We start from the raw sequence: 20,692 nt of genomic DNA, 5'->3' as shown, positions 1-20,692 counted from the left end.
TTGTTAAAACGCCCAATTACCTTTACGGAAGATTGGCTCATGTCTGCCATCAGCAGTAATACCGTCAATATCAAGCTCAGCTGATCCAATCATGAAATCTTCGTGTGTAATACTAGCGTTTGCGCCATTTTCAGCAAGCTCTTCTTTAGACATTGTTTTTCCGCCAACTAAGTTAAATGCATAAGCATTTCCGATTGCAAGGTGGCAAGATGCGTTTTCATCAAATAGCGTATTGTAGAATAAAATATTTGTGTTTGAAATTGGTGAATCATGAGGTACTAAAGCTACTTCTCCTAAGAAGTGAGAACCTTCATCTGTTTCTACTAAATGTTTTAAAGCTTCTTCTCCAACTTCAGCTTTATAATCTACGATACGTCCGTTTTCAAATGTTAACGTGAAGTTATCGATAATGTTACCTGCAAATGCTAACGGTTTTGTACTAGATACTTGGCCGTTTACACCTGTTTTAAGTGGCATTGTAAACACTTCTTCAGTTGGAATGTTCGCCATAAATGGTACGTTCTTTTCATTTAAGCTACCAGCACCAGCCCATACATGTTTTTCTGGAAGTTCGATTGTTAAATCTGTTCCAGGACCTGTATAGTGAAGAGCTTTATAATGCTTTTCGTTTAAGTAATCAACTTTTGTATGTAATGTTTTATCGTGTTCTTTCCATGCTTCCACAGGATTTTCTAAATCAGCACGAGTCGCTTTGAAAATAGCATCCCATAGTTTTGCTTCTTGTTCTTCTGGTGCAACGTCAGGGAATACTTTCGCAGCCCATTCTTTCGTAGGAACAGAAATGACACACCAGCTTACTTTATCAGCTTGTACGTAATCACGGTATACTTTCATTGCTTCACCAGCTACTTTATGAGCTGTTGCGATAAGCGTTGGTTCTACACCTTTTAATAAATCAGGGTTTTCTGCATAAATAGACATAAATGCAGCGCCTTCTTTTGCTAATTCTTCACGAGCGTGTGCTTTCCAAGATGGGAACTCAGCGAATGCTTCTTCAGGAGCTAGATCAAACTTTAAGCGTGTTAACGTCTCATCATTCCAATCCACATATACGTGTTTTGCACCAGATTTATATGCTTTTTCTGTAACGAGGCGTACAAATTGTACAGCTTCAAGAGGTGCGCTAATTGATAATGTTTGTCCTGGTTGAATATTAACACCAACATTGACTGCAAGGGCAGCATATTTCTCTAACGTTTGTTCAAATGACATATGTATAATCTCCTTTAATTTGAAAGATTTCTTACTATATATAATACAAGAAAATTCAAAAAATATATATAAATATAGCGTAAAAAGAGAGCTCAAAATATATTGAGCCCTCATCGTTATTGAATCGAAGAAGCAAACTGTTCTACGGTCGTCGTATGGTGTATGCGAACACGCTTCATTTTTAACAATTCATCGGGTTCACCTTTTGTAATGAATTTTCCGGGTTTTGTTGTCGTCGCAAATTGATAATATTTCTTCGTTTCTGCAACGACTTTATCATCTACATGACCGAATGGATAAGCAACTGCGATAACGGGCTTACCTGTTATTTTTTCTAACTTTTCTTTTGATCCTTTTAATTCCTCTTCATAGTTTGTAATTTTCGGTAAGTCTGCATGCGTCGCTGTATGAGATTGCACTGAGAAAATGCCGGAATCGACCATTTCTTTTATTTCAGAAGTAGACAGTGATCCTTCTACATCAACGTTATCAACAATCATATATTCTGTTGCTGTTGGTTTAAATGTATCGTCTTTTAGCTTTTGTAAAACATGGAATGCATTCATATTATTTTTCATACCGTCATCAAATGTAACAAAGATAGGTTTATTTACTTTATTAATATCACCCCAACGTTCAAAAGTTAGTAATGTATAGCCGTTGTCTTTTAAATATTTCATTTGGGCTTCAAAGTTAGCAGGTGATACGAATAAGTCTTTAATGCCTTGTCCGTGATAATCATCGATTGCATGGTACATAAGAACGGGAACTTTTTGCTCGAAAGTAATAGCAGATTTTGTGAGTGGAATGGTTTTCCCATCTTCTTTTATACCTATTGCTTCAATTTGAAACTCACCGCGTTTTCCTTCAAATTCTTTTATATCAAAAGGAAGTGTAAACTGTTTCTCCTTTTCTTTAGAAGAAAAAGATTTAGTGTGTTCCCTTCCACTTCCATCAGCAGTACGCCAAATTTTATATTGTACTTCAGTTAAAGCATCTTTTATATCTGTCATATGAATAGTAGTGTTTGTAGATTCATGTGTAATTTGGTTATAAGAAATTTTCCCTTGTTCTTTCACGGTCTCTTCTTGTTTCTTAGTTTCTTGAACTTTTTTCTCTTTTTTAGGTTCTTGACTTACATTGTTAGTATTACAACCTGCTAAAATGGCAGATGTACATAAAGCGATTGCAGCATATTTTCTCATAAAATCACCTTCTATTGTGTATTATGTTACATACTTCTATTTAAAATCCCCACCGCTGTAAGAGAGGTGGGATATACCCTTGTTCATCATATCATTTGAATAAAATGGATGGAATGAGAAAAGTAACAATAGATAAAAAAATCACCTTACTTCAACGAGTAAGGTGATTTTTATTAAATGAATAATCCAGCGATTGTAGCAGATAAAATAGAAGCAAGTGTTGATGCAAATAACATTTTCCAACCAAATTTAGAAACGATGCTTCCTTGTTTTTCAGAAAGGGCACGGATTGTACCAACAATCGCACCAATTTGGCTAATACTCGCGAAGCTAATTAAGAATACTGTAACGATTCCAACTGTACGTGGAGATAATGTTGCTGCAACACCTTTTAAATCAAGGATTGCTACAAACTCGTTTAATACAATCTTCGTACCCATAATTCCGCCAGCTGGGATAATATCTTGAGCTGGAATCCCCATTAAGAATGCGAATGGAGCAAGTACGTAACCGAAGATTTGTTGTAACGTAACAGCATGTCCCATTGCCCCTGAAGCTGCACTAATTACGTAGTTTACAACTTCCATCACACCGATGAAGGCGATCATTAATGCTGCAACGATACCAGCTACTTTTAAACCATCAAGCGCGCCGTTAATCATCGCACCGATAAAGCTGTCTCCGAATAGCGTTCTATCAAATTTTTGAATCACTTCGTCTTCTTTTTTCGTATCAACTGGTGTTAATAACGAACAAACGATTAAGCTTGAGAATAAGTTTAGCGGAAGAGCTGCTAGTACGTATTTTGCATCTAACATCATTACGTATGATGCTGTAACAGAAGCAGAAACTGAGCTCATTGCAGAACAACAAATGATAAACATACGGTTTTTATTGAAATGTTGTAAATCATTTTTAATAACGATTAACGCTTCACTTGAACCGAAGAATACAGAGTTTACCGCATGGAACGATTCAACGCGTGGTAAACCAGTAATTTTTGAAATCGCACCGCCGACAACACGAACGATGAATGGTAAAACACCTAAATAACTAAAGATAGAAAGTAGTGCTGAGAAGAATACGATAATTAATAGTACGTTTAAGAAAAAGACAAAGTCTCTTTGAATTCCATTAAAGAGAAAATCAACACCTGTCGTACCAAGTTTAATTAGTTTGTTGAAAACTTTACCAATGAAAATAATGATTTGTTGACCAATCTTTGTGCCAAACATAAACCAACCGATTAAAATTTGAAAACCAATCATAATAGCAATTGCACGGAAGTTGATTTTACTTTTGTTGTTTGACAAAGCAAAACATAAACCTAAAACGACAAGAATACCGATAATGCTCATTACATATTGCATGTAGTTGCCCCTTTCAGAAGTTCGTATAAAGTTTGTACATAAAACGCTCGTTGTATTACTAAAAATAAAACAAAGAGGTTTTATGTCATACGTAAGATGTCTGACCTTTTAGAAAAATGGAAATAAAAAAAGACCCATATGGATTCACTTTCATCTATGAGAGAAAGCTAATCAATATGAGTCCTTTTTGCACATGGTCTAATATTCATTAGTTTTCCCCATAGTCCAGCAATTTAAGGTTGCCGGGTAGAAACTCTCGATCCATATTATCGAGTATATATGAGGTAACATCGTCCGTATTAAATTAGTAGTAGCGTAACATTAACAGAGAACTATCGTCAATAGCTTTTTTTCTTCCAATAGAAATAGACCATATAAGTATGATAAAATGTAACGCAGTGTTATGAAAAAGAGAGGTCGGAAAATGAGTACAAAAATGACGCCACCAGTTGAAAAAAACGAGTTTATAGATGTAGTATTTGAAGATTTAACACATGATGGTGCCGGTGTTGCGAAAGTAAAAGGCTATCCTATTTTCGTTAAGAACGGATTACCAGGTGAAGAAGCGCAAATTAAAATTATTAAAGTGAAGAAAAACTTCGCATTCGGTCGTTTAATGAAGCTTCATACAGAGAGTCCATATCGTAAAGATGCCGAATGCCCAGTGTACAATCAGTGCGGCGGTTGTCAGCTTCAGCATTTAACATATGAAGGACAATTACAAGCGAAAGAAAAACAAGTACGCGACGTTATGCAGCGCATCGGAGGACTAAGCGATGTTCCTGTTCACCCTGTACTCGGCATGAAGAATCCGTGGGTATACCGTAATAAAGCACAAGTACCAATTGGAGAACGTGAAGGCGGACTTGTAGCTGGTTTCTATCGTCAAGGAACGCATGACATTATTAATATGGAATCATGTTTAATTCAAGCAGAAGAAAACGATACATTGATTCAAGAAGTAAAACGTATTTGTGAAAAACACGGTATTTCGGCGTACAACGAAGAGCGTAACAAGGGAACACTTCGTCACGTAATGGCTCGTTACGGACAAGTAACAGGGGAGATTATGCTTGTCTTCATTACTCGTACAGCAGAACTGCCAAACAAAAAAGCAATCATTGAAGAAATTGCTACGAAATTCCCAGAAGTAAAATCAATTGTTCAAAACGTAAACCCGAAACGTACAAATGTAATCTTCGGAGACAAAACGACAGTACTGTACGGATCAGAATATATTTATGACTTTATCGGCGATATTAAATTTGCGATTTCAGCACGTTCATTCTACCAAGTAAACCCAGAACAAACGAAAGTGTTATACGATAAAACGTTAGAATATGCAAAATTAGATGGCAATGAAACAGTAATTGATGCCTATTGTGGAATTGGATCAATCTCTTTATTCCTAGCACAAAAAGCGAAAAAAGTGTACGGTGTTGAAATCGTCCCAGAAGCGATCGAAGACGCAAAGCGTAACGCAGCACTAAACAACATGACAAACGCTGAATTTGGTGTAGGAGAAGCAGAAGTAGTTATTCCAAAATGGTACAAAGAAGGCGTAATCGCTGACACAATGGTCGTAGATCCACCGCGTAAAGGTTGTGATGAGGCACTACTTAACACAATCATCGACATGAAACCAAAACGCGTCGTATACGTATCATGTAACCCAGCAACATTAGCACGTGACTTAAAAGTACTAGAAGAAGGCGGATATAAGACGCAGGAAGTACAACCTGTTGATATGTTCCCGCATACGACTCATGTGGAGTGTGTAGCTTGGCTGAAGTTGGTATAATAGGAAAGCAGTTGATATAGGAAAATCTATACCATCTGCTTTTTGGTTTATTGAGAGTTTGAAATTGTATTCATAGTGAGAGGATTTGAATTTGAAATGATAGATAATTTTTGGCGTGATTTACCACGACCATTTTTCGTACTTGCACCAATGGAAGATGTGACAGACGTTGTTTTCCGTCACGTAGTAAGTGAAGCTGGTCGTCCAGATGTATTCTTCACAGAGTTCACAAACTCGGATAGCTATTGTCATCCAGAAGGTATGAAAAACGTACGTGGTCGTTTAATTTTTACAGAAGATGAACAGCCAATGGTGGCACATATTTGGGGAGATAATCCTGAATATTTCCGTCAAATGAGTATTGGTATGGCAGAGTTAGGATTTAAAGGCATTGATATTAATATGGGCTGCCCTGTACCGAACGTAGCATCAAGAGGGAAAGGTAGTGGTCTTATTCTACGTCCAGACGTTGCGGCAGAACTTATTCAAGCTGCAAAAGCAGGCGGACTACCTGTCAGCGTAAAAACAAGACTTGGCTTTAAAGAGTTAAGTGAGTGGGAAGATTGGTTAACGCATATTTTCAAACAAGATATTGCAAACCTTTCTATTCACTTACGTACAAGAGAAGAGATGAGCCAAGTAGATGCACACTGGGAGCTAATTCCGGAGATTAAAAAATTACGTGATCGTATTGCACCAAATGCGCTCCTAACGATAAACGGAGACATTCCTGACCGTAAAACTGGGATGGAACTTGCTGAAAAATACGGTATTGATGGTGTTATGATTGGACGAGGCATCTTTAAAAATCCATTTGCCTTTGAAAAAGAACCGAGAGAGCATAGTAGTAAAGAACATCTAGATCTTTTAAGACTACAGCTCGATCTTCAAGATCAATATGCAGAAGTATTACCACGCTCTATCACAGGACTACATCGCTTCTTCAAAATTTATGTAAAAGGCTTCCCTGGAGCTGCTGAATTGAGAAATCAGTTGATGAGTACGAAGTCGACGGATGAAGTGCGTACATTGCTTAATCAGTTTGAGGCGAGTGTTAGTGAGACACAGGGGAGTGAAACTGTGTAACTTTTGAAAGTTAGAAGGGATGGAGTGTAGCAATTTTATCCCGCATTAACGAGCAGTAAGACCCCCACCTCAAAATTCAGCGGAAGCAAAGAAGTTAGGTGGGGTCGGACTGCCCATAAAAGCCTGATTGGTTCAACTAATAATAAGTGGGGGATGAACAAAACCCCCACTTATTAAATAAAGTTTCACTTTATTACGCCTATAATTGGAGGCTATGTAAATGTTAAGTGATCAGACGAGATATTCTAGGCTCGCGAATATAACAAAAATAATAAATACAAAATTAGAACTACGTGAAGTATTACAGCGTGTAACAATGGCGATATCAGAGGAGATTGTTAGGTGTGACGCTGTTGGAATTTATTTACCTGAAGAAGATGGAACATTTAGAGGGTTTGCGGGAAAACCAGAGACCATAAATGGCGTAACGCTCGATACGCAGGTAATTGATCCTGAAATAGACTTACTGGCAAAAGAAGTTATTGAAACTAAAAAAACGATCTATATTCCTGATACCTCAAAGGATCATCGACCGGATCCGAGACCAGTCGATGCGTTCAAAATTAAGTCTTTATTAGCTCTGCCTATCTCATTTGGGCAAGAGTTATTTGGTCTTGTTTTTTTATTTGATTATGGAGTTCCAATGAACTTAACAGATTCAGAAATTCAAAGTGTTGAAGCTTATGTAAATATGGCGGCGGTCGCCATTCAAAACGCAAAAAATTTAACCCAAAAAGAAAATCTTATTGCCGAGAAGCAGCTGTTACTAAATGTTACCCGTGATTTATCAGTGTGTTCCTCGGTACAGGAGATTTTTGATAAATGTTTTTTTTACTTAGGACAGATTTTAGAGAGTAAAAACATGGCTGCCCACCTTTTAGACCGGCTAGATAAAACAACGATTAAAACAACGAAATTAAGCGCGGACTGTGATTGGGCAGAAACTGACTGGATGGAGAAAACCTATGAAGCCAAGCTTCGAAAGGTTATTCAAACAAAAAATATAGATAGTAAGGGCCTACTGATGCTGCCATTAGTTTCGATGGGAGAAGTATTAGGGGTAATCGTCGTTGGTAAAGGGGCAAAAGCTCATAATTACGATGCTTCCCGAATTCAACTGGCAAAATCTATCGTTGATGCTACAGCTCCTACGTTTTCAAACTTGTTATATATGGATCAACTTGAAAGTATGGTGGAAGAAAGAACGAGAGAACTAGCTGTTGCTAATGAAAAAGTTACAAGTGTGATTGAAAGTATTACGGATGGATTCTTGACTTTGAATAATAAATGGGAATTTACGTACGTAAATAAGCATCAACATTTCCCGCAAAGAAAAACAGCAAAAGATGTATTAGGTAAGAATATATGGGAGGTCTTCCCAAGTAGCATCGATACAGTTATATATAAGGAGCTTCATCGTGTAATGTCAGAGCGAAATACAGTTCATTTCGAATTTCTTTCTACCTCTGATGAATATTGGTATGAAGTCATTGCATATCCGTATGATGATGGCATTTGTTGTATTTGTAAAAATATAACGGAAAAAAAGCAATATGAGCAGGAATTGAAAAGGTTATCCAACATAGAGTTAATAGGGCAAATGGCAGCAGGTATTAGCCACGAGATTAGAAATCCAATGACAACAGTACGAGGATTTTTGCAGTTATTAAAAGAAGAGAACAACTATGAGAAACATAATAACTACTTTAATTTAATGGTTGAAGAACTTGATCGTGCCAATTCTATTATTACTGAATTTCTCTCAATCGGTAATACAAAGAAATCAGATTTGCAGATGTTAGATTTAAACTCAATTATCCGTGATATTATTCCTTTAATAAAGATTGATACGCATAATCAAAATAAATATATTCAAGTCGATACAAATGACGTTCCAGAATTACTCTTAAATCGTAATGAGATAAGGCAATTATTAATGAACCTATACCGTAATGGCTTAGGAGCGATGAGTACAGGGAAAACTCTAACCATTAGCACCTATAAGGAAGGGCAAAAATGTGTGGTGCTTGCAGTGCGGGATGAAGGGAATGGTATCAGGCCTGAAGTATTAGAGAAACTGGGGACTCCATTTTACACAACCAAAGATAATGGAACTGGATTGGGATTAGGCGTATGTTATGCCATTGCTGCCCGTCATAATGCAAAAATAGAAATTCAAACAGGATCCGAAGGCACTACCTTTTTTGTTAAATTTAATTATTGAAATAATAAAAAATAATTAAATTGAGATTAGTTACGGTAAACTGTATTACAAATAAAAAGTTAAAAATAATCAACATTTCAGGAGGGAAAATAATGGCAATGAGCAATAACGATATATTAAAAAGAGTAAGATATGCTTTAGATATAAAAGATATAGATATGGTAGAAATTTTTAAACTTGGCGGAATGGAAGTAACGAAAGAAGACGTAGTTGATATGCTTACAAAAATAAAGAGAGCGCCTCAGCACGAACCTGAAAACCCTGATGTGGAAGAAGATGAGTACGTAAAAACATGCGATATGATGATGTTAGAGGCATTTTTAAATGGATTTATTACTTTAAAACGAGGTAAGCAAGATCCGAAACCAGGGCAACCGGCACCTGTACAAAGCAAAGAGAGTGCGAATAACCTTCTTCTAAAGAAAATGAAAATAGCACTATCTTTAACGAGTGAGGATGTACTTGATATATTAGATAGCGTAGGCGTTACGGTGACTAAGGGAGAACTAGGCGCTCTATTAAGAAAAAAAGGCCATAAAAATTACAAAGAGTGCGGCGATAGATACGCAAGGAATTTCATTAAAGGATTAGCTGTAAAGTATAGAGGATAATGAGTCCGTTAAAGCGGTAAATGATATAATAGATAGAGTAGGGTGTTCGTATCCTACTCTTTTTTATTTGTAAAAATAATATGCTAGGTGATGAAATGGTACATACATATTTAGGCGAAACAATTAATTTTCATATAACTTATAAAAAGAAAAAATCGATGCGTTTTTTGGTGGATTCTTACGGGAATGTTGAGGTGCAAGCTCCCAAAGGGACACCTGTTGAATATTTAGTCCAGTTGCTAGAAGAGAAGTGGGATTGGATTCAGACAACACGTAAGGAAATGGCGGAGCGAGCGCGTGGACCACAGGAAAAGGATTATGATCAAGGAGAAGGCTTTTTGTATTTAGGAAATACGTATCCGATACAAATTTCTCAAGATGCAAATATTACGCAAGACAATGCAGTGTTTGAAGGAGATAAGCTACATATTTATGTGAAAGATCTTAAAGATGAGAAAATACAGCAAGCTTTAAAACGATTTTATTATAAGCAGTGTAAAACTTTAGTAGAGAAGAGTATTAAAGCGCATCAAAGTAATTTCAAAACAAAACCACGTTCTATTCGTATTACAGATAGTAGTCGTACTTGGGGTACTTGCGATGCAAATTTACAGCTAACATTCAATTGGAAGTTAGCGATGGCACCACAGCGGGTAATTGATTATGTAGTCGTTCATGAAATGTGTCATATGGTTCATTTAAATCATGATCGCTCTTTTTGGCGTCTTGTCGGGAAGATCATGCCTGATTATAAGGAAATGGAGAATTGGTTAGCGTTATCTAGTTGGAAGATGACGGTTTAGTGGTGAGATGTATTTTAAGTTTATTCTAAATAATTTAATACCTTATATCCGTATTCTATTAATAGAGAATAGATTTTTTGAATGAAAAATATTTTAGAAAATTAATGTTTTTTTCTCAACTCAACAAAAGTTTAGTAAAATTTATATATAATTCTGCTAAATGTAGAGGGAATATTGGAGGATATGGAAATGCAAGAACCATTTATTCAAATTGTAAGCTTGACTTTGTTATTTTTCATAATTTTTGGTATGATTTTTGGTATAATCTGTATTGCTTTAATTGGTAATTTAATTGAGGGCATCGCAAAGATATTTATAGACAAATTTATAGTTGATTGGACAGCAGAAAAGGATTGGAAAACCAGGAGTTGGACACTTGTTTTAGCTATGTTTTTTATGGGAAGTATCTTTCTTACAATGGGTGGTATAGATAATTTTATTACTGATAAACCTGTTTTTAAAGAAACAACAAACATTGTTACGGTAGGGTTAACCTTGACCGGGTTGTTCGATTCGTTTATTCGAGGTAAAAGAGGCAGAGACTTTAGTGTTGGAGAATTCTTTGCTTATGCAGGCACAACAATTTTTGTTTTAATTGTTTTAAGTTATTGCATAAGCGATAGCTATAATCTTGTCACGAAGAACTTAAAAGATGTATATCTTCTGTTAACTATATCTTTTGTGATATTAACAAAATTAGCGAATAAATATTATGATAAAAGGGATAAAGAGGGGAATTTAACTAAATAACAAGAAGTAAAATAATTAGGAAGTTTGGTTAAAAGAAGGACAGTGGCAGAAAGTCATGATGAAAAATTAATAAAACAAAAAATCTAGGGTTGATAGCATAGCTCTAGATTTTTTATATTAATACTTATTTACGTTAAATATTTTTCTCTTGGCTAAACAAAGTACTTAATTCAGTTGCTAATAATTGGGGGAAATGTTTGTATAGAAAGATCCTTTAAGTTGGGAATGTAATAAGTAAAGTTACTAGAAGAAGTTATATGAATAATTGAATAGTAACGGTTTAATAATTGTACGACTAGTATGAGATAAATAATGAACAAATTTATAGGATATATATAGGGTTAGGTAACAGAATATTTGTAGGAGGAAAATGAATATGAAGTATAGGGTGATTGAATTATTTGCTGGGATAGGTGGAATGACTAAAGCGTTTATAGAAGCAGGATTTCAAGTTATCTGGGCAAATGATATAAGGCATGATGCTTGTGAAATTTTTCGAAATAATAATGTTGCAGTAGAAATTGTTGAAGATGATATAAATGAAATAGAATTGAAAAACATTCCTAATTTTGATGTTTTAACTTCAAGTTTTCTCCTTCATACTAAATCATTTGCGGATAATAATTTAATGAAGAAAGTTGTAGAGATTATTGCAGAAAAGCAGCCTAAGGCAATTCTATTAGAAGGTATAAAGTGTGATTTAAGAGTAAATAAAGGTGAAACATTTAATCAGTTTATAAAGGTTCTTAATGAACTAGGGTATCAGGTGGTATATAAGGCATTAAAAGCTAAAGAGTATGGGGGGGAGCCTCATAATAAGGAAAGAGTATATATAGTTGGATTTAGAGATAAAAGAAATTTTGAAGTGTTTTCTTTTCCAGAACCTCAACCATTAAAGAAGGGGATACATGAAATTATAAATGTTTTTGATAGAAAAGAAGATTGTTATTATTATAGCGAAACGAAGCACCTTTATCCTGTTCTTAAGGAAAATATTAAGAATCAGCATTTGATTTATTCTGTGCAAATGGTCCCAGGAACAAAAGAAATTAAATTTCGGCATAGTGATATATGTCCAACGTTCAGTAATAGGTGGAGGAATTATTTTGTTAGAGATAACTATGGGATTAGGAATCTAACTATTGAAGAGTACCTTGATTTTCATGGTCTATTGGAACTGAAACTAGAGGGTATATCTAAAAAAAATATATATCAATTAGTTAGTAATGTGTCTATAGTATCAATTATAAAGTCAATTGCTAATCGAATTGGACAAGTGTTAGCTCAAAATGAATGCAGATATGATATGGATTTAATGGAGTATGAACAACGAAGTTCAAGATATCAGAAAAAGGTTGAAAAGGGAATTTTAGATATTAAACATTTTGATAATCAGATTAATAAAAATGTAGTGAATCTGAAAAACGATATGTTAATAAGTGATCAGAATAGTTTTGAAAATTTAATTCGAATTGTTGAAAATGAGGGGAATTCTCAAAAAAAAGGAAGAGCCTTAGAATGTCTAATAAAGAAGTTTTTTGAGCAAGTAGAAGGTTTTAGGGTTTTTGCAAACGAAAAAACTCAAACTGAAGAAATTGATATATATATTACTAATGAATCAAAGGGTGAAATTTGGCGTAAAGAGTCACAAATTTTCATATGTGAGTGTAAGAATTGGGATAAAAAGATAGGTAAAAATGAACTTATTATATTTAAAAGTAAAATAGAGAATAGGAGAAAAAGAGCTAAATTGGGTTTTTTTATTGCTTGGAAGGGATTTGCTAAAACATTTACTTTAGAGAGTTTAAGAGGATCACAGGGAGATATAGTAATTGTTCCAATAGAGGGATGGCAAATTAAAGAAGCCATTAAAAGTAATAGGGTGGAAGATTATTTAAAAGACTGGTATTTTAAAGCAGCTATGTTGTAATTTTATAAATACTTTTGAGTAGATAGGAAGAAAATTTGTTGTTTGCTAATTTCCTAATAAAAAAGTAGTGTTTGGGAGGATTTTACTCCCAAACACTACTGGAGCACTAGCTTTAAAAACTATTATTTTTTGGAATTTATCATATAAACTCCATTAGAAAGCTCCATCTCATACCCACGATACCCCTCTGAAAATAAAGCCTGCTGTCCAACAGTGTCACTCATCGGAACGCTCTTAATCTCCGTCCAATCTTTTTCCTTGTCTTCACGCAATTCCTTCACAAAAACATACCGCATACTACCACCATACTTCTCCTTCAGTGCAGCAATCTCCATCCCTTGTGAGAACTTATCTTTTAAACTTGGAATGTTAAAAGGTGCAACAGTGCAGCACACATAATCATATTTGCCGTTTTCTTTTTGTAATTCGTCCATGATGACTGTCGCTAATATTTTTTGCATCCCATTTCCGCGGCAGTTCGGATGAACGTTTGAGATTTCTTGATAGATGACGCGGTGTAGTTCACTTTCTGGTAAGCCGATATCAAGTCCTAAATGTTCATCGTCGATAGGAGGGACGAGTAGGGCGCGAAATGCGATGAGTTCGTTTTTGATAAAAGCACCGATCATCATGCCATTTCCTTCTAGAATGTATTGAAATTCTTCTAACGATAGTGGTTGTAAGCGACTTTTATCCTCAAGCGTCTCAACTACAACGTTTTGTAGTGATAAGATTTGTTCGATGTTCTCTAGTGTGAGTAATGTAACGTGAAATTGCTCATTATTTTGTTTTAATCTGCCTTCGTATAGAACTGTCATGCGTTAGTCCTCCTTTAGCGTACAACGTCTTGAAAGACGGTAAGTTCTTGCAGGATATCCTCATTTATTTCAATGCCGAGTCCTGGCTTTTCGTTTAAGCGAATAGATGGTACGTCGTAATGTAAGTTTCCGATGTCTTTCGTGAACTTTAATGGACCTGTTAGCTCGACGCTCGTAATGATTTTTTTCGAGAAAGCGACATGGAATCCTGCGGAAGAGGCAACGGATGATTCGACCATAGATCCAACTTGGCATTCAATGCCTGCCATTTCAGCTTGATGAGCGAGTTTTACAGCGGGATATATGCCACCGCATTTCATTAGTTTTATGTTTACTTTATCAGCAGCGTCTAATTTAATAATTTGGCGCATTTCACGAGAGCTCTTTAATCCTTCATCAATCATAAGTGGAAGGTCTGTTTTAGAACGAATGTGAGCCATTGCGTCAATATCGTCTGCGATGACAGGCTGTTCAATCCAATCGATGTTTACATGTCCTAATGAACGAAGTGCCATTAATGTGTTGGCGCTATTTTTCCAACCTTGGTTTACATCAACGCGAATCGCGATGTCATTTCCTACACGCTCTCGTACAGCTTCAATACGTTTTACATCTTCCTTTACATTTGTACCGACTTTCATTTTGAAAGATTGGTAACTTTTCTGAATCATAGAGGCAGCTTCTTCGGCCATTTCTTCTGGGTCTGCGATGCTTAAAACGTGAGTAACAGGGAACTCATCATGGTAGCGCCCACCAATTAGTTGATATACAGGCTGATTTAATTTTTTACCCATTATATCAAAGCAAGCAATATCAATTGCGGCTTTCGCTGTTGGAACACCGTAAATTGTATTGTCCATCATATCGTGTATTTTTTCGATATTCATTGGATTTTGGCCGATAAGGGCAGGAGCTAGTGTATGCTTTAAAGTATGAAAAGTACTTTCCCATGATTCGCCTGTAACGTGATCATCAGCGACGCCTTCACCGTACCCGATAATGCCCTCATCTGTTTCCATTTTGACGATAATAGAAGGCATATCAGAATAAGAACCATAACTAATAACAAACGGATCGCGAAGCGGTAAACGAATTGCATAAAGGTGAATAGCTGTAATTTTCATTGAATAAAGACCCCTTCCTGTTTACAATGGTTTTGTACATTTGATATAGTTGACGTTAAATAGTCGTTAATTAATGATAAGGAGTTAGAGAAATGATGATAAAAATTGCAGTTGTCGGTTCAAAAGAGTTTATGGAGACACTTTTACCTATTGCTCATAAAATAGAAGAAATAGAAATTGATCCATATATTTACCTTCATCCGGCAGAATCTTCTGAACTATTAAAGCGTTTAAAGCCTTGTGATTTCATCTTTTTCTCAGGTGCTTTACCTTATTATATGGCAAAAGAAATAAGAGAACAATTACGAATTCCGAGTACGTACTTACAGCAAGACGAGACAACCATCGCATCTTCCATTCTTTCTGTCATGTATCACCAAGGTATTCAACCACATCAAATCTCAATTGATTTAGTAGACCGCTCATTTATTGTAAATGTGCTCGAGGATATCGGTATAAAAGAAAGTCCACAAGTGTTTGATTATGAAAATATGCTGTGGAGTAAAGATGAAATAAATAGAGTTATTGATTTTCATGTAGCTAAATATCAATCTGGAGAAGCTCATTTAGCTTTAACTAGTATTCATGCTGTCTATGATGAACTTCAAAAAATAGGTATTCCTTCAGAACGTATGATAGATCCAAAGCAATCTATTATACATGGGTTAAAAGATGCAAAAATAAAAGCTGAGTTAGCAAGAAGCCATTCAGCTACTGTTGGTGCTTGTATTATTTCTTCTTTAGAATTACGAGATGTTTTGCTTGAGCAATTAAATGTCATTTCAAAAGAACTACGTGGTTCATTTAAAACAATTGATGAAATGACGTTCATTTTGTATACAACTCGTGGTGATATTGAATCCATTATAAAAACAAATATGATAAATAATTTATTTGCGAGTATAGAAGGAACGATAGCTATTGGATTTGGTTACGGAAAAACTGTGAAAGAAGCGGAGCAAAATGCTAAAATCGCCCAAGGTTTCGCGAAGAATAATCCAATAGACCACTGTTTTTATATACTAACAAGTGATAAAGAACTATTTGGTCCGTTCCCGAAAGAACAGAGAGTACAAAGTTTGAAGAACGACAACCCGGAACTAATGAAAATAGCGAAGGAAACGAAACTTAGCCCAGCAAATTTATCAAAGATTATTCAATTTAGTCAATCACATCCGTCATTGAAGTTTACAGCAGCAGATCTTTCTGAATACTTACAAGTGACTCGACGATCAACTGAAAGGTTATTAAAGAAACTAGTTGATTATGGGTATGTTCATATTTGCGGCGAGGAAATGCCTTATCAACAAGGGCGTCCTCGCGCAATATACGAACTGAATTTACCGTTATCTTTAAGCTTCTAATTGAGCTTTTTGTTTTTTTAGTAGTTCCGCTTTTTCAATGTCAGATAGTTTCGTAATTGTGAGACCAGTTATACCGTAAATAATCGAGATAATAGGTACGATGAAATTCAATATAGCATAAGGAGCATATTCGAAAGCACCTACGCCGAGTGTTGCGAGTATAAATACACCGCATGTATTCCAAGGTACAAAAACAGAAGTTAATGTTCCGCCATCTTCTAATGCTCTGGATAAATTTTTAGAATGTAGTCCTTTTTCTGTGTATGCATTCGCGTACATTCTTGAAGGAACAACAATCGAGATATATTGTTCAGAGCAAGTAAGGTTTGTTGCAAAGCAAGATGCGATAGTTGAAGCGATAAGTCCTTTTGCTGATGTCGCTAATTTTAAAATTTGATTTACAATGGAGCGAAGAATACCTGTATGTTCTAATACTCCTCCGAAAGTCATAGCGACAATTGTCATAGAGACGGTATTCATCATAGAGCTTAAACCACCACGATTAAATAGCTCGTCTACTAGCTTGTTGCCAGTGTCTATGACAAATCCACTTTGGAGTGCAGCAACAGCTGATGAGACAGAACCACCTTGAATAAAGACTTGTGATAAAAATCCTAAAATAATACCTACGAGAATAGCTGGTATAGCAGGAACTTTTTTAGCGACCAATACCATAACGACTACAGGTATGATTAGTAGGAAAGGCGAGATAACAAAGTTTTGCTGCAATACTTGTAACGTTTGCTCGATACTTTTTGCATCAATATTGTTAGCGCCGAAGCTTCTTCCTAAGAACGCATAAACGATAAGAGTAATAATTAAACCTGGAATTGTAGTAAATAACATATGACGAATATGTGTGAATAAATCTGTATTTGTTAATCCTGCGGCTAAGTTTGTTGTGTCTGAAAGCGGTGACATTTTATCGCCGAAATAAGAACCGGAAATGATAGCACCGGCAACCATTGGAGCTGGGATTCCCATACTAAGGCCAATGCCCATTCCTGCAACACCAATTGTTCCCATTGTAGACCAAGAGCTACCAATAGCTAATGCAACAATAGAACAAATAATTGTAATGGAAACTAAAAATAGTGATGGAGTTAATAGATTTAAACCGTAATAAATCATTGTTGCGACAATTCCACCACCAATCCAAGCACCGATCGTTAAACCTACTAGGATAATGATAACGATAGCGGGTAATGCGAGGCGAATTCCTTTATACATTGCTTCTTCAATGTCGTTCCATTTGTAACCGTAACGCCAAGCGACGATGGAAGCAACGGTTGTACCAATAATAAGTGGGACGTGAGGGCTTTGTTTTAATACAACAATTGTAACCATCATAACTGCAACTGTAATGATAATAGGGATCATGGCTACACCAAAAGGTATTTCTTTTTTCATAAAGGTCCTCCTTGTTATGTATGTTTGTTTGTATTTTTAGAATTGTCGTAAAATAGACGTTTATTAGGTTATGATAACTAAAAATATATGTAAGCGTCAATATAAAAGACAGAAAATAAGTAATATTCTAGTTGTTTGTTTAGTTTGTAATATAGATGTAGAGTAAGCTTTTTCAGTGTTTAAAAATAAATAATTGACTTTTTTCTTAAAATTCAATATGTTCATAAAAACATCTGTTTTTCATAAGTATAATTAACCTAAATGGTTTTGGAATTTGGGAAGGAGAATGTAGCTTTGAAAACATTAGAACTACAAGAGCGTTTAACTGAAATTTTTCAGCATTTACATGAAAACCCTGAAGTGAGTTGGAAAGAGTATGAAACGACAGCGTATATTACTAACTTTTTAAAAGAAGAAGGAATTTCATATAAAATATTTGATGATTGCCCAGGCGTGATTGCTGAAATTGGAAGCGGAAATCCTGTTATTGCGATTCGCGCTGATATGGATGCACTTTGGCAAGAAGTGAATGGAGAATTTAAAGCGAATCATTCGTGTGGTCACGATGCTCATATGACGATTGTAATGGGACTTATTTTACAATTAAAGAATATGAGATGGAAAAGTGGTACAGTTAGATTTATTTTTCAGCCAGCAGAAGAGAAAGGGAATGGTGCTTTAAAAATGGTAGAGAAAGGTGCTGTGGATGATGCGGATTTCCTATTCGGTGTTCATTTGCGCCCGATTGAAGAACTATCTTTGAAACAGGCTGCCCCATCAATTCGTCACGGAGCAGCAGGATTTTTAGAGGGTACGATTCACGGAGAAGATGCACATGGAGCACGCCCACATCAAGGGATAAATGCAATTGATGTTATTTCCATGATTAATATCGGTTTGAAAAACATATGGCTACCACCGCAAAGTTCCTATTCAGTAAAGATGACGAGGTGCCAAGCTGGTGGTGATAATTTAAATATTATTCCGGGTAACGGGCATTTTAGCTTAGATGTCAGAGCGGAGAGTAATACATTATTAGAAGAATTGAAGAAAAAAATAGAGCATGTCATAGAATCAGCTGCATCGATGGGATCGAAAACTTCATATGAGTGGATTGATCTCGCGCCAGGAGCTGAAGTTTCAGAAGAAGCTGAGCGATTTATGCGTAAAGGTATTCTTGAAGTGTATGGGGAAGATAAATGTACGGGGCCACTTTATACGACAGGAAGCGATGATTTCCATTACTACACAGTGAAGAGACCACATTTAAAAGCTGTCATGCTTGGATTAGGAGCAGACCTACAACCTGGATTACACCATCCGTATATGAAGTTTGATCATAGTTGTATTATGGATGGGGTAGAAATATTAAAACAAACTGTATTGAAAGTGTTAGAAGACAGGGGCTAGGGAGCTCCTGTTTTTTGTAGGAACTTGTCGTTAAGTCGATATCCTTTGTCGAAACGTCGATATAATTTCACGTACCTATTAATTCGATGAAAAATGAGCATCCAGTATATGGTGTATAATAATAAGTACCATTTCTTAATAGGAGAAGTCGAATGAACGAACAATATTATGATGCAGTTTTACATATAAAAACAGTCGGTGAGCAAAAAGGATTTAACAAGTCTATGCATTATCATCGTTATGAACCGACGCCGTATAGTGGATTAGATGAGTTATTGAATCAATATGAAATAAGAAGTAGCGACCAGATTGTAGACTTTGGATGTGGAAAAGGACGATTGAACTTTTATATGCACCATAAGTGCGGTGCTTCAGCGATTGGAATTGAAATGAATGAAGAGTTTTATAAAGAAGCGTTGGATAATCTTGATCGTTATGCACGCAAGGTAAGAAACAGTAAAGATAAAATTGGGTTTGAATGCTGTTTAGCGCAGGAATATGAGATTGATCCACGTGATAACCGATTTTATTTCTTCAACCCATTTTCTGTACAAGTATTTATGAACGTAGTAAATAACATTTTACTTTCTGTAGAAGAAACGGGGAGAGAAGTGGATATTATTTTATATTATCCTTCTGAGGACTATATTTTCTTCTTAGAAAATCAGACTGCGTTTGAGCTGAAGAGGGAAGTAAGATTGCCTGGAGCTTATGAGAAGAATGGGAATGAGAGGTTTTTAGTGTATAGATTGGAGTGTTAATGTATGGGTGCTTGGGGGAGTAGCAATATTATCAGACGATATTGCTGAAGATATTAAGTTACTATATAAGGATTTGTTAGCAAATGAATATTCAAATGAGGAAGCAAGTAGGATTGTAATTGAGGAGTACAAGAATGAATTAGATGATGAAGAAACTATTGCCTTTTGGTTAGTATTTGCTTCCATACAATGGAGGTTAGGGAGACTTCAAGAGAATGTTAAGCAGGAGGCTTTGCAAATAATAGAGAGTGGTACAGATTTAGCTCGCTGGGAAGAAGAACCTAAATTACAGAAGAAACGTGAAGTAGTTTTAAATAAATTAAGAGAACAGTTAAATTCTCCGCAGCCAGAAGCGAAAAAAGTACCGAAGAGATTTATAGCTAATACTTCTTTAAAAGCAGGTGATGCTGTTAGTTATGAATTAGTATCGGGGAATTATATTATCCTTAAAGTCATTGAAATTGTTGAGGAATGGCATGGAGATCGATATCCTTTGTTCGAAATGTGTGATTGGGAAGGAAAAGAGATTCCTTCAAAAGAAGAAATAGACCAATTAGAATTGAAAATAAAGATTTATGAGGGTGGAAAACAGGAAGTTGTAAAAATTGCTATTTATCCGGCCGGAAAAAGAGACAGCACATTAAAAAGAATCAAAGTAGTGGCAGAGGATGTAAAAGTAGTATTGGATATAGGGTCGCCGTATACAATACTATGTTGGAAGGATTTTGACGACTACGTAGATACATTGTAATAAAAAGGACGCATTACCTAATTGGTAATGCGTCTTTTACT

16 protein-coding genes, 1 pseudogene and 1 riboswitch are annotated in these 20,692 nt (G+C 35.7%); of the genes and pseudogenes, 11 read left to right on the top strand and 6 right to left on the bottom strand.

Annotated features, from left to right (window positions below; translation table 11 throughout):
* Positions 1-3: 3 nt before the first annotated feature.
* The 3 genes from PDQ68_RS18200 to PDQ68_RS18190 form a co-directional block, all read right to left on the bottom strand.
* Positions 4-1,233: an aminopeptidase gene (locus PDQ68_RS18200; protein ID WP_061183764.1), complete on the bottom strand. Its 1,230-nt coding sequence runs from the start codon at positions 1,231-1,233 to the stop codon at positions 4-6.
* A 116-nt stretch (positions 1,234-1,349) separates the two neighbouring features.
* Positions 1,350-2,438, bottom strand: a complete 1,089-nt coding sequence (locus PDQ68_RS18195; RefSeq protein ID WP_270786907.1) for a polysaccharide deacetylase family protein — start codon at positions 2,436-2,438, stop codon at positions 1,350-1,352.
* A gap of 173 nt (positions 2,439-2,611) precedes the next feature.
* Complete coding sequence (locus PDQ68_RS18190; protein ID WP_061183765.1) at positions 2,612-3,808, bottom strand: NupC/NupG family nucleoside CNT transporter; 1,197 nt, start codon at positions 3,806-3,808, stop codon at positions 2,612-2,614.
* Positions 3,809-4,009: 201 nt separating this feature from the next.
* Positions 4,010-4,111: riboswitch (purine riboswitch) on the bottom strand.
* 121 nt (positions 4,112-4,232) lie between these two features.
* On the opposite strand from PDQ68_RS18190, the gene rlmD reads away from it, so the two are divergent.
* The 7 genes from rlmD (at position 4,233) to dcm (ending at position 13,013) form a co-directional block, all read left to right on the top strand.
* Positions 4,233-5,609, top strand: a complete 1,377-nt coding sequence (rlmD, locus tag PDQ68_RS18185; RefSeq protein ID WP_000105046.1) for a 23S rRNA (uracil(1939)-C(5))-methyltransferase RlmD — start codon at positions 4,233-4,235, stop codon at positions 5,607-5,609.
* Positions 5,610-5,705: 96 nt separating this feature from the next.
* Positions 5,706-6,695 carry a tRNA dihydrouridine synthase gene (locus PDQ68_RS18180; protein WP_270786906.1) on the top strand — a complete coding sequence of 330 codons (990 nt, stop codon included), beginning with the start codon at positions 5,706-5,708 and terminating at the stop codon, positions 6,693-6,695.
* Positions 6,696-6,915: 220 nt separating this feature from the next.
* A complete protein-coding gene (locus PDQ68_RS18175) occupies positions 6,916-8,919 on the top strand; it encodes a GAF domain-containing sensor histidine kinase (protein WP_270786905.1) in 2,004 nt (667 codons plus the stop codon).
* A 92-nt stretch (positions 8,920-9,011) separates the two neighbouring features.
* Positions 9,012-9,530, top strand: a complete 519-nt coding sequence (locus PDQ68_RS18170; protein WP_001251709.1) for a YehS family protein — start codon at positions 9,012-9,014, stop codon at positions 9,528-9,530.
* 95 nt (positions 9,531-9,625) lie between these two features.
* Positions 9,626-10,333, top strand: a complete 708-nt coding sequence (locus tag PDQ68_RS18165) for a M48 family metallopeptidase (RefSeq protein WP_061183768.1) — start codon at positions 9,626-9,628, stop codon at positions 10,331-10,333.
* Between the two features lie 189 nt (positions 10,334-10,522).
* The gene (locus PDQ68_RS18160; RefSeq protein ID WP_061183769.1) at positions 10,523-11,083 is read left to right on the top strand and encodes a hypothetical protein; all 561 of its coding nucleotides are present in this window, start codon (positions 10,523-10,525) and stop codon (positions 11,081-11,083) included.
* 376 nt (positions 11,084-11,459) lie between these two features.
* The gene (gene dcm, locus PDQ68_RS18155; RefSeq protein WP_061183770.1) at positions 11,460-13,013 is read left to right on the top strand and encodes a DNA (cytosine-5-)-methyltransferase; all 1,554 of its coding nucleotides are present in this window, start codon (positions 11,460-11,462) and stop codon (positions 13,011-13,013) included.
* 122 nt (positions 13,014-13,135) lie between these two features.
* On the opposite strand, the gene PDQ68_RS18150 is transcribed toward dcm, so the two are convergent.
* Both PDQ68_RS18150 and PDQ68_RS18145 read right to left on the bottom strand, forming a co-directional pair.
* A complete protein-coding gene (locus tag PDQ68_RS18150) occupies positions 13,136-13,831 on the bottom strand; it encodes a hypothetical protein (RefSeq protein ID WP_061183771.1) in 696 nt (231 codons plus the stop codon).
* A gap of 14 nt (positions 13,832-13,845) precedes the next feature.
* Positions 13,846-14,955, bottom strand: coding sequence for a mandelate racemase/muconate lactonizing enzyme family protein (locus PDQ68_RS18145; protein WP_061183772.1), 1,110 nt, complete (start codon positions 14,953-14,955; stop codon positions 13,846-13,848).
* 92 nt (positions 14,956-15,047) lie between these two features.
* Here PDQ68_RS18145 and PDQ68_RS18140 point away from each other — a divergent pair, with 92 nt between their 5' ends.
* On the top strand, positions 15,048-16,319 hold the full coding sequence (locus PDQ68_RS18140; protein WP_000972831.1) for a hypothetical protein: 1,272 nt from the start codon (positions 15,048-15,050) through the stop codon (positions 16,317-16,319).
* Here PDQ68_RS18140 and nhaC read toward each other — a convergent pair.
* Entirely contained in the window at positions 16,308-17,729 is a 1,422-nt protein-coding gene (gene nhaC / locus PDQ68_RS18135) for a Na+/H+ antiporter NhaC (RefSeq protein ID WP_000711544.1), read from the bottom strand. The genes PDQ68_RS18140 and nhaC overlap by 12 nt on opposite strands.
* A 294-nt stretch (positions 17,730-18,023) precedes the next feature.
* Between nhaC and PDQ68_RS18130 the strand changes: the two genes are divergently transcribed.
* The 3 genes and pseudogenes from PDQ68_RS18130 (at position 18,024) to PDQ68_RS18120 (ending at position 20,651) form a co-directional block, all read left to right on the top strand.
* Complete coding sequence (locus PDQ68_RS18130) at positions 18,024-19,139, top strand: M20 peptidase aminoacylase family protein (protein WP_000853529.1); 1,116 nt, start codon at positions 18,024-18,026, stop codon at positions 19,137-19,139.
* A gap of 152 nt (positions 19,140-19,291) precedes the next feature.
* Positions 19,292-19,900 carry a class I SAM-dependent methyltransferase gene (locus PDQ68_RS18125; RefSeq protein WP_061183773.1) on the top strand — a complete coding sequence of 203 codons (609 nt, stop codon included), beginning with the start codon at positions 19,292-19,294 and terminating at the stop codon, positions 19,898-19,900.
* Positions 19,901-19,903: 3 nt separating this feature from the next.
* Positions 19,904-20,651 (top strand): annotated as a pseudogene (locus PDQ68_RS18120) (hypothetical protein).
* The last annotated feature ends 41 nt before the right edge of the window (positions 20,652-20,692 follow it).

Source organism: Bacillus cereus group sp. Bc010, assembly GCF_027716745.1.
Classification (GTDB): domain Bacteria; phylum Bacillota; class Bacilli; order Bacillales; family Bacillaceae_G; genus Bacillus_A; species Bacillus_A pacificus.
Note: the sequence above shows the minus strand (reverse complement) of the source record. Positions and strands in the feature narration are given on the sequence as shown.